This is a genomic window from Winogradskyella aurantia, assembly GCF_002266855.1.
GTDB lineage: Bacteria > Bacteroidota > Bacteroidia > Flavobacteriales > Flavobacteriaceae > Winogradskyella > Winogradskyella aurantia.
Genome location: NZ_NGJN01000003.1, coordinates 233,319 through 253,437 on the forward strand (window position 1 = coordinate 233,319; position 20,119 = coordinate 253,437).

At 37.0% G+C, this 20,119-nt stretch carries 23 protein-coding genes; 11 read left to right on the plus strand and 12 right to left on the minus strand.

The window, feature by feature from the left end; genetic code table 11:
• Positions 1–41: 41 nt before the first annotated feature.
• Positions 42–851, minus strand: coding sequence for a hypothetical protein (locus CA834_RS06890; protein ID WP_133085465.1), 810 nt, complete (start codon positions 849–851; stop codon positions 42–44).
• On the minus strand, positions 838–1,656 hold the full coding sequence (locus CA834_RS06895) for a carboxypeptidase-like regulatory domain-containing protein (RefSeq protein ID WP_094967952.1): 819 nt from the start codon (positions 1,654–1,656) through the stop codon (positions 838–840). Before CA834_RS06895 ends, CA834_RS06890 begins: the two co-directional genes overlap by 14 nt.
• Positions 1,657–1,796: 140 nt before the next feature.
• Here CA834_RS06895 and pepE point away from each other — a divergent pair, with 140 nt between their 5' ends.
• Positions 1,797–2,504 carry a dipeptidase PepE gene (gene pepE, locus CA834_RS06900; protein ID WP_094967953.1) on the plus strand — a complete coding sequence of 236 codons (708 nt, stop codon included), beginning with the start codon at positions 1,797–1,799 and terminating at the stop codon, positions 2,502–2,504.
• Positions 2,505–2,592: 88 nt separating this feature from the next.
• Complete coding sequence (locus CA834_RS06905) at positions 2,593–3,360, plus strand: M48 family metalloprotease (RefSeq protein ID WP_094967954.1); 768 nt, start codon at positions 2,593–2,595, stop codon at positions 3,358–3,360.
• 56 nt (positions 3,361–3,416) lie between these two features.
• Here CA834_RS06905 and CA834_RS06910 read toward each other — a convergent pair whose 3' ends face one another.
• Positions 3,417–3,803: an ankyrin repeat domain-containing protein gene (locus CA834_RS06910; protein WP_094967955.1), complete on the minus strand. Its 387-nt coding sequence runs from the start codon at positions 3,801–3,803 to the stop codon at positions 3,417–3,419.
• A 264-nt stretch (positions 3,804–4,067) separates the two neighbouring features.
• On the opposite strand from CA834_RS06910, the gene gpmI reads away from it, so the two are divergent.
• Both gpmI and CA834_RS06920 read left to right on the plus strand, forming a co-directional pair.
• On the plus strand, positions 4,068–5,585 hold the full coding sequence (gpmI, locus tag CA834_RS06915; RefSeq protein ID WP_094967956.1) for a 2,3-bisphosphoglycerate-independent phosphoglycerate mutase: 1,518 nt from the start codon (positions 4,068–4,070) through the stop codon (positions 5,583–5,585).
• 45 nt (positions 5,586–5,630) lie between these two features.
• Positions 5,631–6,041, plus strand: coding sequence for a BT0820 family HAD-type phosphatase (locus CA834_RS06920; RefSeq protein WP_094967957.1), 411 nt, complete (start codon positions 5,631–5,633; stop codon positions 6,039–6,041).
• A 1-nt stretch (position 6,042) separates the two neighbouring features.
• Here CA834_RS06920 and CA834_RS06925 read toward each other — a convergent pair whose 3' ends face one another.
• Positions 6,043–7,308, minus strand: coding sequence for an acetyl-CoA hydrolase/transferase family protein (locus CA834_RS06925; protein ID WP_094967958.1), 1,266 nt, complete (start codon positions 7,306–7,308; stop codon positions 6,043–6,045).
• A gap of 123 nt (positions 7,309–7,431) precedes the next feature.
• Between CA834_RS06925 and map the strand changes: the two genes are divergently transcribed.
• Genes map through CA834_RS06940 form a run of 3 tightly spaced genes read left to right on the plus strand, consistent with a single transcriptional unit; the run spans position 7,432 to position 9,340 of the window.
• A complete protein-coding gene (map, locus tag CA834_RS06930) occupies positions 7,432–8,250 on the plus strand; it encodes a type I methionyl aminopeptidase (RefSeq protein ID WP_094967959.1) in 819 nt (272 codons plus the stop codon).
• Positions 8,247–8,579, plus strand: a complete 333-nt coding sequence (locus tag CA834_RS06935; protein WP_094967960.1) for a cupin domain-containing protein — start codon at positions 8,247–8,249, stop codon at positions 8,577–8,579. The genes map and CA834_RS06935 overlap by 4 nt, the downstream gene beginning before the upstream one ends.
• Positions 8,576–9,340: a class I SAM-dependent methyltransferase gene (locus CA834_RS06940; protein WP_094967961.1), complete on the plus strand. Its 765-nt coding sequence runs from the start codon at positions 8,576–8,578 to the stop codon at positions 9,338–9,340. The genes CA834_RS06935 and CA834_RS06940 overlap by 4 nt, the downstream gene beginning before the upstream one ends.
• Positions 9,341–9,431: 91 nt before the next feature.
• Here the strand turns inward: CA834_RS06940 and CA834_RS06945 are convergent, their stop codons facing one another.
• Complete coding sequence (locus tag CA834_RS06945; protein WP_094967962.1) at positions 9,432–10,415, minus strand: FAD:protein FMN transferase; 984 nt, start codon at positions 10,413–10,415, stop codon at positions 9,432–9,434.
• A gap of 88 nt (positions 10,416–10,503) precedes the next feature.
• Positions 10,504–10,881, minus strand: coding sequence for a Na(+)-translocating NADH-quinone reductase subunit F (locus CA834_RS06950; RefSeq protein WP_094967963.1), 378 nt, complete (start codon positions 10,879–10,881; stop codon positions 10,504–10,506).
• Between the two features lie 84 nt (positions 10,882–10,965).
• Between CA834_RS06950 and CA834_RS06955 the strand changes: the two genes are divergently transcribed.
• Both CA834_RS06955 and CA834_RS06960 read left to right on the plus strand, forming a co-directional pair.
• Positions 10,966–11,346: a cupin domain-containing protein gene (locus tag CA834_RS06955; RefSeq protein ID WP_094967964.1), complete on the plus strand. Its 381-nt coding sequence runs from the start codon at positions 10,966–10,968 to the stop codon at positions 11,344–11,346.
• Between the two features lie 60 nt (positions 11,347–11,406).
• Positions 11,407–11,856, plus strand: coding sequence for a Na(+)-translocating NADH-quinone reductase subunit F (locus CA834_RS06960; RefSeq protein ID WP_094967965.1), 450 nt, complete (start codon positions 11,407–11,409; stop codon positions 11,854–11,856).
• 56 nt (positions 11,857–11,912) lie between these two features.
• Here CA834_RS06960 and nqrF read toward each other — a convergent pair whose 3' ends face one another.
• Genes nqrF through CA834_RS06990 form a run of 6 tightly spaced genes read right to left on the minus strand, consistent with a single transcriptional unit; the run spans position 11,913 to position 18,045 of the window.
• The gene (gene nqrF / locus CA834_RS06965; protein WP_094968163.1) at positions 11,913–13,223 is read right to left on the minus strand and encodes an NADH:ubiquinone reductase (Na(+)-transporting) subunit F; all 1,311 of its coding nucleotides are present in this window, start codon (positions 13,221–13,223) and stop codon (positions 11,913–11,915) included.
• A gap of 7 nt (positions 13,224–13,230) precedes the next feature.
• Complete coding sequence (nqrE, locus tag CA834_RS06970; protein WP_094967966.1) at positions 13,231–13,968, minus strand: NADH:ubiquinone reductase (Na(+)-transporting) subunit E; 738 nt, start codon at positions 13,966–13,968, stop codon at positions 13,231–13,233.
• Positions 13,969–14,018: 50 nt separating this feature from the next.
• On the minus strand, positions 14,019–14,663 hold the full coding sequence (locus CA834_RS06975; protein ID WP_094967967.1) for an NADH:ubiquinone reductase (Na(+)-transporting) subunit D: 645 nt from the start codon (positions 14,661–14,663) through the stop codon (positions 14,019–14,021).
• A 12-nt stretch (positions 14,664–14,675) separates the two neighbouring features.
• Positions 14,676–15,422: a Na(+)-translocating NADH-quinone reductase subunit C gene (locus CA834_RS06980; RefSeq protein ID WP_094967968.1), complete on the minus strand. Its 747-nt coding sequence runs from the start codon at positions 15,420–15,422 to the stop codon at positions 14,676–14,678.
• 2 nt (positions 15,423–15,424) lie between these two features.
• Positions 15,425–16,633 (minus strand): NADH:ubiquinone reductase (Na(+)-transporting) subunit B, encoded by a 1,209-nt coding sequence (locus CA834_RS06985; protein ID WP_094967969.1) that lies wholly within the window; start codon positions 16,631–16,633, stop codon positions 15,425–15,427.
• 59 nt (positions 16,634–16,692) lie between these two features.
• Entirely contained in the window at positions 16,693–18,045 is a 1,353-nt protein-coding gene (locus CA834_RS06990; protein ID WP_094967970.1) for a Na(+)-translocating NADH-quinone reductase subunit A, read from the minus strand.
• Positions 18,046–18,209: 164 nt separating this feature from the next.
• On the opposite strand from CA834_RS06990, the gene CA834_RS06995 reads away from it, so the two are divergent.
• Entirely contained in the window at positions 18,210–19,460 is a 1,251-nt protein-coding gene (locus CA834_RS06995; RefSeq protein ID WP_094967971.1) for a type IX secretion system plug protein, read from the plus strand.
• A 186-nt stretch (positions 19,461–19,646) separates the two neighbouring features.
• The gene (gene apaG, locus CA834_RS07000) at positions 19,647–20,033 is read left to right on the plus strand and encodes a Co2+/Mg2+ efflux protein ApaG (RefSeq protein WP_094967972.1); all 387 of its coding nucleotides are present in this window, start codon (positions 19,647–19,649) and stop codon (positions 20,031–20,033) included.
• Positions 20,034–20,119: the final 86 nt, after the last annotated feature.

Below are 20,119 nucleotides of genomic sequence, written 5' to 3' on the forward strand. Positions count from 1 at the left end.
TTAAAATTTTTGATGGCTACTCTTTAAAATATTACTTCTATTTACTCTTTTGTAGACGCTTTAATGGTATAATAATCCTTGAGCTTGCTTTTTAAAAAATCAATGGCCTCGATGTCATTCTTTCTGCTGCATATGGCTAGGAAATCCTGATCCTCTTGGGCAAACAAAAAGTATTCATTTCTAAGATTATGGGTTAAGGTATTATTTTCGAAAATAATACCTTCGTACTCGCGTCGAAGTCTATTAATGCACTTATCCTTAGTATCAAGTTCTACAATGGTTTTTAACTTTTTAGTTCGGCCACTAATGGAATTGAGAATTTTATGGAAATTCAATCCAACTCCGCCGCCAAATGGCCCACCCATAATTGCCGCAACTGGACCTGCATCTGCATCGTGTAATTTCCGCTCGTTCTGAGTCATAGGGAGCTTTGTACTTCCTGGAATTCCGAGGTCGTAAAAATTGATGTCGGTTTTGTTGTCTGAATTTTGAAGATCTGACTCTAAACTACCTGTTAATAATTTACCTATGATTACTTGATCAAGTTGATTTATTTTTTCTGTCAATTGCACTGAAAGTGTTCCCTTTAGCATCATTTCCTCAGTAATAACTACATCTACAACCTCATACTTAAGACCTGAAATGAATAAGGTATCTCGTGGTTGTGCTGAAATAATAAAGCTGCCATCCTCCTCTGAAATAGTGTACTTTGAAGCCGTTTTATTTAAAATGTGAATACCTTCTATATCATCATTAGCCAAAAGTTGACCTTTTAAATCTTTGCGTTGTGCAAACCCAATTATGGTAAGCCATATAAAAAACAAGAAAGTACAATGTTTAGTCGTTACCACTGGTCCTATTTAGAAAGGTGGTGCTCAATTCAGATATTCGTTCTAAAAGCTGCAATTCCTTATCTTTCTCTAATAACGAGCTGTCAATTCCTTCTTCTTCCATAAAATCAATAAAAGCCTCTACCTCATCAAGAGGAATGTTAAAATTAGCATGAATGTAGTTATAGCTATACTTTTCGAGGGTGCTTCTGAATGGAGACTTTTTTAAGCTTTTATCCAATTTATCTTTTCTGGTATTTATATCAATATCGGCAACTTGTTTCAATAAAAAGCCTGTTAGATTAACCAAGTTAAGCATATTCTCGACTCTTGGGTTATATTCATCGAAAGCCACATTATCTACTTTGGTTTTATAATCTGCAGAAAACTCAAAATCAGTGATATGATCTAACCCAAAATAAACATAATCTAAACTTACATTATAGGTTCTCACGTTGTCTAGGTCGGAATTTAAATTACCCGTTAAATCAAAAGGTAATAAAACCACCTCATCAAGTTTATTGATTTCCTCTACGAGAATAACCGTAAGCCGTTTTGATTTAAGAACCTCCTCATTTATTTTAACACTAAAATCTTTGAACTGCAATGCACTAAACTCTATAACATCATTTAGTGCAACGTTAATGGTAAAATAACCAGCCTCATCAGTTATGGTTCCTTTGTTGGACGACGAATTATAGACCGCTACGCCTTCTTTGTCTTCTGTTGATACAATAATCTTTCCGTTAATGGTTATTCTATCTACATCTTGTGCGATGCCATAAAAAGTAGAAAATACAAGTAATAGAGTTAAAAATGGTTTCATTAAACTTATTTAAGATTACTAAATTTCGCACTTATTCTTTAAATCTCATAAAAATCCGCTGGTAAATCTTTGTTAAATACTAAATTGTAGTTCTAAAACACGGATTATCTTGAATTAAGTCCAACCTAAATACCAAATTATTGAAATCTCTAATCATTGCAAGCACATCAACAGTTCATGGCGAAAAACCATTGGAATATCTCTTCGAAGAATTAAAACTGCATTTCAGCAATACAAATGATATTTTATTTGTGCCCTATGCTAGGCCGGGTGGAATATCTTATGATGATTATACGAGCAATGTTGAAAAAGCCTTTAGTCAAATACATAAATCTGTTAAAGGCATTCACCAATTTAAGAACCCTATTGAAGCCATTAAAAAATCTACAGGTATTTTTGTAGGTGGCGGCAATACGTTTGTACTCGTCAATCAGTTGTATAAATCAAAGGTTTTGACCCCATTAAAGGAAGCTATTAATAGTGGGATACCCTATCTCGGCACAAGTGCCGGTAGCAATATCTGTGGGCTTACCATGAATACTACTAACGATATGCCTATAATATACCCCCCTAGTTTTAAAACCTTAGGCGTAGTACCCTTTAATATTAATCCACATTACCTAGATCCAATTCCGGGTAATACACATATGGGCGAAACAAGGGAAACGAGAATTAAAGAATTTCTCACTTATAACACACAGCCTGTCATTGGACTTAGAGAAGGCAGCTGGATAAAGGTGAAGGGCAACAGCATAAGGCTTGAGGGAGGTCTAAAAGCGCGTATTTTTGAATTCGAAAAAGCACCCTATGAACTTGATGATAACGCAGATTTAAGTTTTTTGAAGTAATAAAAGTTTAAGAAAATCAACATAGCAAATGACCAATTCTAATTATGTATGTCAAACTTTTGTAAAGTAAATTTAAAATTCAATCCAAATGAGAAGACGAGGCTTTAAATTCAGGATTTTCATCTTTATTGCGGTGGTCGCTTTTGCGTATTTAAGAAAGTGCAGTCAAGAGGAAGTCAATCCTTACACGGGAAAAACGCAAGCCATATCCTTATCCCCAGAACAGGAAATTGCAATTGGTTTGCAAAGTGCCCCAGGAATGGCACAACAACATGGAGGCTTGCATCCTGACAACCGTTACCAAGCCTTAGTGGATAATGTTGGTCAAAAACTCGTAAATAATAGCATAGCAAAAGAAACACCTTACAAATATGAATTCCATTTGTTGGCAGATGAACGCACCATTAATGCCTTTGCATTGCCTGGCGGTCAAATTTTTATAACCTATGCTCTATTCTCAAAGTTAGAGAATGAAGATCAATTGGCAGGGGTACTTGGCCATGAAATTGGCCATGTACTAGGCAAACATTCTAATGAGAGAATTACAGATGCCAATTTTTGGAAAGTTATAGCTATGGGAAGCTCTGCCATTGATATGGGAGATGTTGCCCAGCAAATAGGCCAAGGCCAACTGCTCCAAAATGGACGAGGTGATGAATTGGAAAGTGATGAACTTGGCGTACTTTTTATGATTAATGCTGGTTACAACCCCCACGAATTAATTGGTGTTATGAAGATTTTAAAGGCTGCAGCAGGTCCTAATCAAATTCCTGAATTCCAGAGTACTCATCCAGACCCAGAAAATCGCATAGAAAAAATAAAAGAGGCCATAAACAAATACAAAAATGCGTCCTAAAACTAGAACGCATTTTCCAACTAACTAACTCAAATAATTGTCCTTAACTAGACAAACTACTGTTTAAAACGCTTCAAAAATTGTGCCGCATCCTTAGCGTTGAAACGTTCGGCATATGTTAAGGCCGAATAACCATTATCACTCGGCTTATGTATATCAGAACCTGCAGTTATCAACACCTTGATTATTTCTACCCTATTGAATTTAGCGGCGTAGTGGATTGGCATCATTCCGTTTGATTTTTTATTGACATCCACACCATTATTTATTAAACGCTTTACTTCATCAAGGTCTCCAGTAGCCGCAGCTTTACAGATTGGAGAAACCTCAACTGGCGCAACCATTATCGCATCCTTTGACAGATTAAAATTATGATTTGTAGCATTTAAATTACCGATTGAAAAGCCCAATGCTAAGGCTAAAATTACTGCTGTTTTTTTCATGATGAAAGATTTTAATTTAATTTATTTTGTTTTTTGATTACACTAAAGAGACGCTATTAATTTCTATTTGTTACATCCAAAAAAATTAAATAACATAATATTAACGATTTGAAAACAAATATGTTAAGGCTTACCGAAAAGGAACTTCTCTCTTAACCTAACCATTACTCATTCATAAGAGAAATGTAATTCTCCAAGTTTTTTCCATTAACAAACTTGATATAGATCATGAAATCTTATCTTTGAGTAGAATAAAGAAATACAATGAACAAGAAGGTAATATTAATGATTTTGGATGGTTGGGGTAAATCTCCAGATCCCAAAGTCTCGGCCATAGATAATGCAAATACACCATTTATAGATTCATTATATCTTAAATACCCAAATGCAAGTTTAAGAACGGACGGACTTAACGTGGGACTGCCCGAAGGACAGATGGGAAACAGTGAGGTCGGTCATATGAACTTGGGAGCTGGTAGAATTGTATATCAAGATTTAGTAAAAATAAACTTGGCTGTTAAGGATAAATCCCTTGCTAACGAACCTGTTTTAAAAAAGGCTTTTAATTATGCCAAAACCAATAATAAAAAGGTTCACCTACTTGGACTGGTTAGTGATGGTGGTGTGCACTCCCATATCAAACATTTATTTGGCTTACTAGATGCTGCTCAATCTTTTGGTCTAAAAGATGTATTTGTTCACGCTTTTACAGACGGTAGGGATGTAGACCCCAAGTCTGGTTATGGCTTTATCTCAGAGTTACAAGAGCATCTTAATAAAACTACAGGAAAACTTGCTACAGTCATTGGGCGCTATTATGCAATGGATAGGGATAAGCGTTGGGAACGTGTAAAATTAGCTTACGATGCCCTTGTTTATGGTGAAGGCCAAAAGACTTCAAATATTTTGAAATCCATACAAGACAGTTATGACAATAATGTTACCGATGAGTTTATTAAACCGTTGGTAGTCGTAGATGATAAAAATAATCCGGTAGCTAAAATCGAAGATGGTGATGTGGTCCTTTTCTTCAATTTTAGAACCGATAGAGGCCGTCAGCTTACACAAGCACTTTCACAAGAAGATTTCCATGAATATAATATGCATAAATTGAACTTGTATTATGTTACCATGACAAATTACGACGACAACTTCAAAGGTATTGACGTCATCTTTAACAAGGAAAACCTTAATGAAACTCTAGGAGAAATTCTAGAAAAACATCACAAGAAACAAATTCGAATCGCAGAGACTGAAAAATATCCACATGTTACCTTTTTCTTTTCAGGAGGTCGCGAAGCAACGTTTGAGGGTGAAAAACGAATTTTAAAAAACTCTCCAAAGGTAGCAACCTATGACTTAAAACCAGAAATGAGCGCATATGAAATACGTGATGCCTTAATACCTGAACTTGAAAAAGGAGAGGTTGATTTTGTTTGTTTAAATTTTGCAAACGGCGATATGGTGGGACACACTGGCGATATGAAGGCTGCAATTAAAGCTTGCGAAGCAGTTGATGAGTGTGTAAAAGATGTGGTCAACTCAGCTTTGGAAAATGACTATACGACCATATTAATAGCAGACCACGGCAATTGTGAAACCATGATAAATCCCGATGGAACTCCAAATACTGCTCATACTACCAATCCGGTTCCAATTATTTTAATCGATAAAGAATTGAAACACATTAAGGATGGTATTTTAGGAGATGTTGCACCCACAATTCTCGATCTCATGGGAATACCTCAACCCAAAGTAATGACCCAAAAAAGTCTTTTATAAACCTCTTTATTTGTTGTAACTTTGCCCCTTAATTGATTAAGCAACATGAATTTTCATGATAGACTGACTATAGCCGTAGACTTTGATGGCACTGTTGTAGAAGATGCTTACCCCAAAATAGGTAAAACACGGATTTTCGCATTTGAAACTTTGAAACGTCTTCAACAAGACGGTCACAGACTTATTCTATGGACCTATAGAAATGGTACAAAACTTCAAGAAGCCGTTGACTTTTGTAAAGAAAACGGTATTGAGTTTTATGCTGTAAACGCGAGCTTTCCAGAAGAAAAATTCGATCACAGCAGAAGTCGTAAAATACACGCTGATCTCTTTATAGATGATCGTAATATTGGGGGAGCCCTCGGATGGGGGGAGATCTACCAAATGATTACCAATGAAATACCAGATATGAAAAGCGCCAAACGCAAGGGTGGCTTATTTAGTTGGTTTAAGTAATTTACATCATTCCAAAATAGGACTTATCAATACTTTCCCGATGGTCGGGATGAGCGATTTCGACCAATGCCTTAACACGTTGCTTAATGGTTTTTCCATATAAATTGGCAACGCCATATTCGGTGACAACATAGTGAATATGCGCTCTCGTTGTAACCACACCTGCACCAGGCTTGAGGGCTGGTACAATTCTACTCAGACCGTGCTTAGTTGCAGATGGTAATGCGATAATGGCCTTACCACCTTCACTTAAAGATGCTCCTCTTATAAAATCCATTTGTCCACCAACTCCTGAGTACATTTTTGATCCAATGGAATCCGCACATACCTGCCCTGTAACATCAACTTCAATGGCAGAGTTAATAGCCACCATTTTTGGATTTTGTTTAATAATGGAGACGTCGTTAACATAATCCGATGTGCGCATTTCTACAAAAGGATTGTCATCGACATAATCGTATAAACGTTGAGACCCCATTAAAAAGGTTGCCAAAGCTCTACCTGGATTTATACCCTTGTAGTTACCATTGATAACATCTTTTAAGATTAAGTCTATGACACCATCTGAAAACATTTCAGTATGCAAGCCTAAATCCTTATGATTATGAAGTCTGGACAATACAGCATTAGGAATATTACCAATTCCCATTTGTAGGGTACTCCTATCCTCAATTAATTCTGCGACATAGTCTCCAATTTTTGTCTCAATTGAAGTTGGTTCAGAAATGGAGAATGCAGGTAGGGGCTCATCGACCTCAACAAAAGCATCTATTTCCGAGATATGAATTATACCATCACCAAATGTTCTAGGCATTTGCTTATTGACCTGAGCTATGACATGGTCCGCATTATCAATAGCGGCTAGGGTCGCCTCAACAGACACGCCTAAAGAGCAATATCCATGCACATCCGGTACTGAAACATGTATCAAAGCTACCTTTACGTCAACTATATTTCGCTTAAACAATAAGGGTACTTCACTTAAAAAAACAGGGGTGTATGAGCCATTTCCTGCCTTTAGCGTATGTCTAACATTTCGCCCTATAAAAAAGGAATTTACATGGAAGCTTTCAGCATAGTCAGGATTAGCATATGGGGCATCACCTTCGGTATGTAACTGACAGATTTCAACATTGCGCAATTCCTCATGGCGATTGGTGAGTGCTTGAATTAAAACTGAAGGTACGGCTGCTGCAGCCTGTATATAGATTTTATCGTTTGATTTTACGATTTTTAAGGCCTCTTCGGCACTAACTGATTTGTACATCTAATTTTATTTAAGGATACAAACTTAGGGTACAAAAGATATAAAAAAACTGTCTTTTATCATGTTTTTGTTAAATTTTGAAATTGGTTTAATTAGCTATCTTTGCAACTTAAATTAGGCTTTATGATTATCGCAAAAACCAAAGAGGAAATTGAATTAATGCGCCAAAGTGCATTAGTGGTTTCTAAAACTTTAGGCATGTTGGCAAAGGAAATAAAGGAAGGGGTAACAACGAATCATTTAGATGAGCTTGCTGAGGAATTTATAAGAGACCACGGTGCGCTACCAGGTTTTAAGGGCCTATACGATTGTCCTTCTACATTATTATGTAGTGTCAATGAAGCTGTAGTTCATGGTTTACCTACAGACACGCCTTTAAAAAGCGGTGATATAGTCTCGGTAGATTGTGGTGCCCTAATGAATGGTTTCTATGGGGATCACGCCTATACCTTTGAAATTGGCGAAGTTGATGATGCTACAAAACATCTTATAAAAGTCACTAAAGAATCACTTTACGTTGGGATTAGTCAATTTAAAATTGGCAACAGGGTTGGTGACGTTGGTTATGCTATACAACAATACTGCGAATCTAATGGTTTTGGTGTTGTAAGAGAGTTGGTTGGCCACGGCATAGGCAGAAAAATGCATGAAGATCCAGAAATGCCAAATTATGGTCGGCGTGGGCGAGGCAAAAAATTCATTGAGGGCATGGTAGTTGCCATAGAGCCAATGATTAATATGGGTACTCATAAGGTAAAACAGTTGAAGGATGGTTGGACTATTGTGACGCAAGATGGCAAACCAAGTGTGCACTTTGAGCATGATATTGCCCTAATTGATGGTAAGCCCGAAATCTTATCAACCTTTGGTTATGTCCATGAAGCCCTAGGAATAGTCTCAAATGAAGAAGATGAGTTCCGTCAAAAAACCTTAGTTCTATGATTGTGGATAAGCGTATTATGGCTATAGAACCTATTGAGATAGTCAAAGGTTACAAAGCGCGATTTGTACATACCGAGACGATGACCATTACGTTTTGGGAAGTTGAAGCCAACTCGGAACTCCCAATGCACAGTCATTTTCACGAACAAGTTTCACAAATATTAGAAGGGGAATTTGAGATGACGATTGATGGCAAGACAAAGATTCATAAGCCCGGTTCCATACTTGTAATTCCTTCCAATGTTGAGCATTCGGGAAAATCCATTACAGCGTGTAAAATTCTTGATATATTTAGTCCTGTAAGGGAAGATTATAAATCCTTGCTTTGAAATCAGTCTTTAAGTTTGTCCTAAATTCAGTGCCACGGCCTCTACTCATTAGGTTAAGCTACATCATCAGACCCCTATTGGAAGTTTCTCTCAAGGGAAGTACGTATATAGACCCCATAGATGGAAAAGGTTTTAAAAGCTTCTTGCCTTATGGTTATGGTGACCAGCGTAATAATGTGCTATCACCTTCAACACTATCCCTTGAGCGACATAGACTCCTTTGGCTTTACCTTAAGAACGAAACCACTTTTTTTAAGACAAAGAGCAAAGTGCTTCACTTTGCCCCAGAGCAATGTTTCTTGAAGCGATTTAGAAAACTTGACAACTTAAATTACACAACTACTGACTTAAATTCTCCAATTGCTGATATAAAAGCAGATATCTGCGATTTGCCCTTTGAAAATGATAGCTATGATATCATTCTTTGTAATCACGTTCTTGAGCATATCCCAGACGACACAAAAGCCATGAAGGAATTATACCGTGTAATGAAACCCGGAGGTTTTGGTATTTTTCAAATTCCACAAGATTTAAACCGAGAAAAAACCTTTGAGGATAACAGCATTACAGATCGACAAGAACGTGCTAAAATATTTGGACAATATGACCATGTTCGCATTTATGGTCTTGACTATTTTGACAAACTGCGTGCTGTTGGTTTTAAGGTTGAGGAAGTAGACTACACATCAAAATTAGAACCTGAGGATGTCAATCGCTATAGATTAGCTAAAGGCGAGATTATACCAGTAGTCTACAAATAATAAAAAAATACCTGCTGAACAACAACATTTAAAAAAAAGACAATTGCGCTATTCATACAGCACATTTATAAAAAGCCACTTTAATAATATACTATTCAGGGAAGTTGTTTAAACCTAGAGTCTCTAATTGCAGTTCTTCATTTTCAAATATGACATATACCTTTAATTCTGGATGGGATTTTAAAAATGTCTCTACCTTTTCGATACCCATAGCCTGAAATGCAGTGGCATAACCATCGGCAGTCATACAATCTGGTGCAATCACCGATACACTTAAAATATTTGTTTTACTTGGATAACCCGTTTTGGTGTCTATGATGTGAGCGTATCGGTTACCATCGTCATCAATTTGAAACTTTCTATAGGTTCCTGACGTTGCCATGGCCTCATTTTTTAAAGTAATTACCTTTGAATAGGATTGGGTCCCGTCAAAATTAGGGTCATCAATACCAACACTCCATGCCTTTCCTCTTTCCACATTGAGTCCTGAAACCCTTATATCACCACCAATGTCTACCAAATAGTTATCAATATCCTTAGACTCTAAAAACTCACATACCGCATCAATTCCATAACCTTTGGCAATGGCGTTAAATTCTAAGTATGTCTCTGCCGGTTTTGTAAGCTTAAATTGGTCCATACTTACTTTATCAAATCCCACAAACTGCACAAGACTATCAATAGTTATACTGTCCGAAACAAATTTGTTCTTTTCTGCACCGAAATTCCAAGCATTAACAACATTGCCTACCGTAGGGTCAAAAACCCCATCAGTTGCTTCATAAATTACCTTTGAGGCATCAAAGACCCGTTTAAAATGCCTATCCACCTCATTAATTTCGTTACGGTTTAATTTAGATATATCTGACTCCTTAATATAAGTCGATAAAGACCAATTAATGACATGAAACAAACTATCTATAGGTTCCATATAATTGATTTGATCTTCAGAATAATATTGAATGTTAAAAGCCGTACCGAAAATTGGCCCTTTGAGTTTAATGTTTTCTGATACTTTTTCAGTACAAGAGAAACAACCAAGGAGAATAAATAGTAATAGCAATAGCTTATTCATACATTATTTAATTTTCGTTTTAGATACAAGCCTTACACTATGGTCTTAACTGTCAACAAACAACTTTATTTGTGCTTGTAGGAAAGCTTTAATTAAGGTTCATTTCAATTACTTGAATACCATTATATTCTATGAGATATTCCTCATTGAGATAAATAGGAAGATCTTCACCATTAGGGTTCCCTAAACCAACCCCCGCATAAAGAACTTTGGCGTCTTTGTCATAGGCATGCTTTTTAAAGGTTTCCATCCAAACCACATCATAGTTATTTGGATTCTCAGGAAGTATCACAGCTCTAACGATTACAAAAAAATATTGACTGTTCTTATCGATACACACAAACTGCGGATGCTTTTTCAACTTACTGTTAACTGCAATAAACTCAAATCCCCTTTTTTCTAAATCCTTGCCAACATGATTCATAGCAAGGTTATGAATTTCTTGTTTTGTGAGTGCTTTTCTCATATTACAAAGATACAAACTTACCAGACAAAACTAATGGGTACCATTCTATAGAAGTCCTTATATTTAGTTCAACAAAACTATGATATGAAAATTAATAACTTCACTTTGAAATTACACCTTTTGGCATTTCTGCTTGTTCTGAGCTGTGAACAAGCTCCACAATTACCAGATCCACTTAATGCAGGTTGGGAAGGTCAACCCGTCTGCGAGGTATTGGAAGACAATTCCAATATACGTGTTTTGAAATGCACCTTTCCGCCAAATATTGGGCACGAAAAGCACTACCATAAGCCTCACTTTGGTTACACCCTAAGTGGCGGAACATTTAGAATAATAGATACAACTGGTATTAGAGAAATAGATGTCCCAACAGGCTATAGTTTTAGTAATGACGGTATTTCCTTACATGAAGTCCTTAATTTGGGCTCTACAACTGCAGAATTTTTGATTGTGGAATATAAATAACCAAGGACTTCTATTTGAATGTTAACTTGATTCTTTGTATATTTTTAAGAAAATTAAGCTATGATATCTTCAAATCGTTTTAATCACGCCATTACCAAGCTCTACGAAGCTTTTCATAATAACACATTAAATCCCGATGATTTTAAGCAGTGCGCCGTGGGTAACCTATTAGACAATACGGATAGCTGGCAACACCTAACGGATAAGCACGGTTCTTTAAAACTGAATTACGTTGGTCTTGTGCATCAAAATCTTGGCCGACGATTCAAAGGTTATACACCTTTAGAACTACTGCGGATTGAATCTTCCTTTTTAAGCGGTTGCGGTTATAAAGGTCTCAGTTACGGACGTCTTATAAGACCAGAAAACACCAAGGATAAGGATGTACTTTTTAACGGCTTATGTGAAGTTGTTGAGACCTTATGTCAATTAGACGGTACCGCCAACATTATGAACTGTGATAAACTTTTCGACTTTGAAAAAAAGGTGTCATTGCAACCTCAAAATTAATTAGCCTTACACACAAATAAAAAAACCAACTCCATTGAGTTGGTTTTTTTATTTTATTATCCTCCGAAATCATCAAATCTGATGTGCTCGTCGGGGATTCCGAAATCCTCACCCATTTTCTGAACAGCTTGGTTCATTAACGGTGGACCACAGAAATACAATTCAATATCCTCCGGAGCTTCATGATGATTTAAATAATTGTCAATCACAACTTGATGGATAAATCCAACAAAGCCATCACCTGCCTCATCGTTGATATCTTTTTTAACTTTCCAGTTATCCTCTTCTAAAGGTTCTGATAAAGCCATATAAAATTTAAAATTAGGAAAGTCCTTTTCCAGCTTTCTAAAATGCTCAATATAGAACAATTCACGCTTGGACCGTCCGCCATACCAATAGGTTACGGTACGCCCTGTTTTCACAGTTCTGAATAAATGGTATAAGTGCGAGCGCATTGGTGCCATACCAGCCCCTCCACCAACATATAACATCTCACTATCGGATTCATTGATAAAGAACTCGCCGTAAGGCCCGGATATAATCACTTTGTCACCAGGCTTTTGAGCAAAAATATATGATGATGCTATACCTGGATTAACATCCATCCATTGATTTTTAGATCTGTCCCATGGTGGTGTTGCAATACGAACATTTAACATAATCTCACGGCCTTCAGCAGGATAAGACGCCATAGAATAGGCCCGTTCTACCGTTTCATCATTCTTCATCACCAATGGCCATAGCCCAAATTTATCCCACTCGTCTTGAAATTTATCAGGCTTGTCGTGCTCTTCTGGGTGCGCCGTAATATCGATATCTGAATATTTTATTTCACAAGGTGGTATCTCAATTTGAATATAACCACCAGCTTTGTAATTCATATCCTCAGGAATCTCTACAACAAATTCTTTTATGAAAGATGCTACGTTGTAATTTCTAACCACAGTAGCCTCCCATTTTTTAATACCGAATACTTCTTCAGGAATGGTAATTTCCATATCCTGTTTAACCTTTACCTGACATGCTAAACGCGCTCCTTCTTTTAGTTCTTTCCTTGAAAAATGTGGCGTTTCAGTTGGCAAAGCTTCTCCACCTCCCGAAAGAACATGGCATTCACACTGAATACAGGTACCACCGCCCCCACAGGCCGATGGCAAAAAGACTTTGTTACTTCCAAGTGTATTCAATAGGGTGCTTCCCGAAGCTACTTCTATTTCACGCTCACCATTAATAGTAATTTTTACTGGGCCCGACGGTGATAACTTCTGTTTTACGGTCAACAATAAGGCCACTAAAAGTAAAGTCACAAATAAAAAGGCAACTACTGTAGCTATAACGGTTCCAATGGTACTTGCGGCTAATATTATCATAAGTCTATTCTTTTTCTTTTGTTAAGTTATCCACCAAACTGACCTCAGTTTCAGTATCAACTTGTTCTTTTTCTATTTCCTTTTCAATTATTGCAGTTTTTTCTTCATTCTTTACAGGTTCATCACCTCCTGTTAACATCCCACCAAAACTCATGAAGCCAATAGCCATTAGCCCAGTAATAATAAAGGTAATACCCAATCCTCTCAAAGCAGGAGGAACAGCTGAATATCTAATTTTTTCACGGATTGCCGCTATAGCTAAAATGGCTAAGAACCAGCCAATACCAGAAGAAACACCGTAATTAAGTGCCAGACCTAAAGTCTCTATCTCTCTTGACTGCATAAACAATGATCCACCAAGGATAGCACAGTTCACAGCAATTAAAGGTAAAAATATACCTAATGAATTATATAAGGATGGTGAAAACTTCTCAACGACAATCTCTACCAGTTGCACCATTGTAGCGATAGTAGCTATAAACATAATGAAAGATAAAAAGCTCAAATCGTAAGAAGCGTATTCCTCGCCTAACCAGGCCAGAGCACCTTCTTGTAATAAGTATTGATCTAGCAGCCAGTTAAGTGGAACTGTTATGGACAGGACAAATATTACTGCTGCCCCTAAACCCACTGCTGTTGATACTTTTTTAGATACAGCCAGGTAAGAACACATTCCTAAGAAATATGCAAAGACCATGTTATCTACAAAAATCGATTTAAAAAATAATTCTATGTGTTCCATATATCTTTTATTTGATATCTCGAAATGATTTCAAGACCAAAATTTTTTGATTAATCTTCAATTAAAGCTTTGTTTCTTGAACGCTGTACCCAAATAATGAGGCCTACAACTATAAGTGCCATTGGAGGCAGGACCATAAACCCATTGTTTTCGTAACCCATGGCATAAAGTCCTGTTTTCTCCACAGGGTCGCCTAAAACCTTAAATCCAAATAAAGTTCCTGACCCAAGGAGTTCCCTGAAAAAGCCAACGATTATTAAAATAACACCGTAACCCAAAGCATTTCCAATACCATCCAAAAATGAGCGCCATGGGCCATTGCCCAAAGCAAATGCCTCAAATCGTCCCATAATGATACAGTTAGTTATAATAAGACCGATAAATACCGACAGCTCTTTGCTCAAGGCATAAGAATAGGCTTTTAGTACTTGATCAACTATAATTACTAACGTCGCTACTACGATTAGCTGAACGATAATTCTAATCTTTGACGGTATAATATTTCGCATTAATGAAATAACCACGTTACCAACACCCATTACAAATAGTACAGATACGGCCATAACAATAGACGGCTTCAATTGTGCTGTAATGGCTAAGGCAGAACAAATTCCTAAAACCTGAATAGTAATAGGATTGTTATCCGTTAATGGATCTACTATTAATTTACTGTCTTTCTTTGATAAAAGTCCCATATACCTTTCTTATTAATTTAAAGTCTCAAAATATGACTTGTACATTCTAACATCCTTCTGCAACATGGCCGATACACCATCTCCTGTTATTGTAGCACCAGCCAATGCATCAACTTCATGGTCATTTTTAATATCATTTCTCGGGTCGTTGTTTCCTTTGGCTACTTTAATCCCTTTAAAAACATCTCCATCAAGAAATTTTTCGCCAGTGAAATCATCCATGAAATACCGCTGCTTTATTTCAGCTCCTAAGCCCGGAGTTTCTCCTTTGTGATCAAAATAAACACCTTGGACAACCATATCCTTATCCAGGGCAACATAACCCCAAATAGCATCCCAAAGACCTTTCCCTCTAACAGGAACTATATAAATGCTTTTACCTTCTTTTTCACCAACAAACAGCGGCAATTTACGTTGGTAATTACCGGACTTGGCCTTATTTTCTTCTTTCTTTATGTCTATAAGATAGGCATCGTTGTCTTCCTTTACCTCTCCACCTTGAATAACGTATTGCTTTTTGATGTATTTTTTGAATTCGTCTTCAACCACTTCAGTTGGAATGAATTCAACATCATTAGCACCTTCGTTATTGTTTATGCCCATGGCATACAGAATATTCTGTTGTTTTTCATAACGCTCGTTGGCCTTTACCAATGGCTTTAAACCAGATGCTAACCCCGCGAGAATTGCCCCAACTATTATTACCATGACAACCGCAAAAATGACGGTGTAACTATTCTTTTCAGTATCAATTGCCATAATTAAGCTGTTTTAACTTTTAAACGTTTAAGTCTTCGTTTCACATTACCCTGTACCACATAATGGTCTATGGTTGGTGCAAATACATTCATTAATAGAATTGCAAGGAATACCCCTTCAGGATAAGCCGGATTGAAGACCCTAATCATTATAGAAATAAATCCGATCAAGAACCCATATATCCATTTTCCTTTATTGGTTTGGGACGCTGTTACAGGATCTGTAGCCATATAGACAGCACCAAACAAAATACTTCCTATTATTAAATGTTGCCAGAAAGGAACACTCATTAATCCATAAAATTTACTCGTATTGGAAATCCAACCGGCATCTACAACACCGTTGAATATTAAGCCCATGACTAAGGCACCTATTATAGTACTTAATATTATTCTCCAGCTGCCTATCTTGGAAAAGATTAAAAATAAGGCACCTATTACAATAAGGAACTTTGAGGTTTCACCAACAGAACCAGGAATTAATCCCCAGAACATATCCCAATAGTCTATACCAGCTAATGTACTATTTTGTGCGTAGGCACCTAATAAGGTTTCACCGGAAATTGCATCGGGCGTTCCCGCGCGCTCAACCGCACCATGTACCCAGACTTTATCACCAGACATCCATGTTGGATATGCAAAAAATAGGAAAGCCCGAATGGTTAAAGCTGGATTAAGAATATTCATTCCAGTACCTCCAAATACCTCTTTCCCTATGACAACACCAAATATTACGGCTACTGCCAACATCCAAAGCGGAATATCTACAGGCACAATAAGCGGAACCAGCATTCCTGTTACCAAGTAACCCTCCTCCACTTCGTGTCCTTTAATTATCGCGAAAACAAACTCAACAGCTAACCCTACGCCATAGGATACAACGACCAATGGTAGTACGGTTAATGCCCCGAGCCAGAAATTATCTAAGGTCCAGAATGTAGAACCCAAAAATCCGTTCGAAGCTTCAATTTCCCCAAGGGCAAGATAATGTTGATAACCCGCATTAAAAATACCAAATATCAAACAGGGCACTAAGGCAATAATTACGGTATTCATAGTACGCTTTAAATCGTCTGCCGCTTTAATGTGTGTACCACCATGCGTCGTTTCATTTGGCGTATATAAAAAAGTAAAAAGCGCACTAAAGGCCGGAAGCCATTTTTTGTCCTGATGTTTTACTTTAAAATTGTGTAAACTTTGTTTTAAACCCATTTTTAAAATCTTTTTTTCATAGCTTATCTAGTCAATTTCGTTTGAAACCGCCAGAATCATTAACCAATTTCTTTTAACATTAAGTCTAATCCTTCTCTTATTATTTTTTGGTGTGGCTGCTTAGACACACAAATAAATTCTGTTAGGGCAAAATCCTCTGGTGCCACCTCATACATACCTAAGGCTTCCATCTCATCCAAGTCCTTGTACATGCAAGCCTTTAAAATCTGTAATGGATAAATATCTAGAGGAAAAACACTTTCATAGCTTCCGGTAATAACGAAAGCACGATGCTCGCCATTGGTATTTGTATCTAAATCGTATTTTTTATTCGGCATTAACCACGAAAATGTCAAAGCCCTGGACGGTGAAACCTTATCAAAAACTGGTTTTGTCCAACCAAAGAATTCATAGTCGTCACCTTCAGGAATCACTGTAATGAGATTACTGTAATAGTCTAAAAATCCATCGGGAGCTACTTGCTTTCCGGTTAAAACATTTCCAGAAATTATGCGGTCGTTTCCATCTTTCTCAACACCGTTATCATAGACCATTGTAGCGATTTCAGAACCAATTTTAGTTCTAAAATATCTTGGTTTCTTTACAGAAGATCCTGCCAAAGCAACTATGCGCTCAGCATTAAATTTTCCCGTTAGAAGAAGTTCTCCAATGATTACCAAATCTTGGGCATTTACGGTCCAAACAACCTCACCTTTATTAATGGGGTCAACCTTATTTATCAAGGTTCCAACATTTCCAGATGGATGTGGTCCTGAAACTCTATGGATAACTACATTTTCTAAATTAGCCAAAGGTGATTGAGAATTTTTTCCTACGGAAATATGCACATTACCCGAGGTAAGTTTTGATAGTGCAGTGACAGCTGCCTGAAGTTCCGCTTCCTTTCCAGATAGGGTGTAATCTAAATCTGCCGCCAAAGGCGCACTTGCATAGCCTGAGATAAAGATCCCTTTCGGTTGGACATCTGGCTTTGCAATGACATCGTAAGGACGTTGTTTAATAAAAGCCCAACATCCTGTTTTTAAAAGATGTGCCTTGAGCTCATCTGAATCAGCATTTAAATTGAACGCACCGTAATCATGATATTTTTGCTCTTTGTCTGCGGTAATTTTTATGGCATCAATGCGGCGTCTTGGCCCTCGTTCAATCTCAGTAACCTCTCCCGAAACTGGTGAAACAAATTTCATTGATTCGTTGTCTTTGTTGTAAAACAAGGGCTCACCAGCTTTTACGTGGGTGCCTTCTTTTGCAACAAGTTTTGGAGTGATACTATGGAAATCTTCAGGTCTAATAGAATAGAAATTGCTGACTATAGCATTTTCAGTAACTTTCTGGGCTTCACCAACAAGCTTTATATCTAAACCTTTCTTAATTCTGATGTCTTTTGACATATAACGTAAAGATTAGTTATCTAAAAATCCGTGCAAATTTACGAATTAATGCTCAAAAAAAATTCATTCTAAAACATCTTTTTTATTTATAATCATTATAAATAATATAAATATGCCAAGGGAATGGAATTTGATTATATTTATGTGCTCTATATATTTTCAACATGACTAAACGATTTATAAACCTATTGTTTTTTCTTTTAATAGCATCTTTGGGCTGGACCCAAGCCATTGAAGTGAGCCCTCCTGATTTTATAAAAACCATACAATTTAAAGCTAACACAACTCAAGGTCAGCTTCCCATACTGCGGTTGGGGGAACCTTTAGAATTGGAATTTGACGCACTAAATGCCAACGAAGAAGACTTCTACTATGTTATTGAACACTTCGATTATGATTGGACCCCGTCGGTTTTAGCCAAGGCTGAATATCTAAAAGGACTGGACAACCAAAGAATTTTGACGTATTTTAATTCGTTCAATACCTATCAAATCTATTCCCATTATAAGTTGCAAATACCCAACTTGCAGACGCGCGCTCTTCTAAAAACAGGAAACTATATGATTTCCATATATGATGATTACGGCGAGCTCATGTTTAGCCGGAAGTTTATGATTTATGAAGATTTGGTAAATGTTGGTGTACAAGTTAAACGGTCTAGAGATGTTAGGGTTATCGCAGAAAAGCAGTCGGTTGACATGGTTATTTCCACAAGCCAAATTAACTTTAACAACCCACTTCAAACGGTGAAGACGGTTATTATTCAAAACAATAACCTCAACACCGCTATCTCGGGTTTAAGCCCACAGTACACTCTTGGAAATCAATTGATTTACAGGTATGATACCGAAACCGCCTTTTGGGGTGGAAATGAATACCTGTTCTTCGAAACCAAAGATGTCAGGGCCGCCAATGTTGGCGTACAGTTTATAGACCTTCAGGATATTTATCACAGTTATCTATTCACCAACCAATCGCGAAAAAACAACCCATATACATATAATCCCGACATCAATGGTAATTTCCAAATAACAGCAATAGACCGCACGGATCTTGACATAGAAGCTGACTACACCATGGTACATTTCTCTTTATTGCTTCCCAAAATTGAAGGAAAAGATGTTCATGTCTATGGTAACTTCAACGCTTTTGCCATTGAACCTTTGACACAAATGCGTTATAATTCTGAAAAAGGCATCTATGAATGCATCATGCGACTAAAACAAGGATTTTACAACTACAAATATGTAACTGTAGACCAAACGACTGGAGTATTGGATGAAGGGGCTGTAAGCGGCAACTTTTGGGAAACGGAAAATAACTATAAGGTATTAGTGTATTACAGGGATTTAGGATTTAGATATGATAGAATTATTGGATATGGCGAAGCTACTTCAATAGACATCTCCAATTAAACCATATCTCTTTTTTAACCTATTCAATCGTGCGCCCTTCTGAACTAGGTGGTATCGATGCACCCTTGATTTTGATGGTTTAGTCGCGATTTTATAAACCTATGTTAAAATAATAGTGTACATTATCGAAATTTAGCGCGAAGAACGAAAAATTATGCTATTTTAGCGTAAGAATCAGAAAATGCAATGGTACAACAAGTTACGAGCGGAATAAAAATTTCTGTTGAAACCAATTTTGAAGGCACATTTTATAAAAATTATAAAGTGCACTTCGCTTTTGGTTATAAGGTAACTATAGAAAATCAGAGCAAGGATTCTGTACAACTTAATTCAAGACACTGGCGTATTCTTGACGCCTTAAATAAAGAAGAGGTGATTGAAGGTGAGGGCGTAATTGGGAAAAAACCGGTTTTAAAACCAGGTGAAAAACACACCTACAATTCTGGCTGTCTCTTAACATCACCATTCGGCGCTATGAAAGGTCATTACAATATGGTCAACTTTACAAAAGCAAGCCATTTTAAGGTTTATATTCCTTCCTTTAAATTAAGTGCTCCTTTTGCACTAAACTAGAACGTGTAATCTCTTTGTCGGGCTTGCTATGTCAGCCTACTTCCGTTTTGGGTACTACTCAGTCTAATTTCGTAAGCTGCAACAAA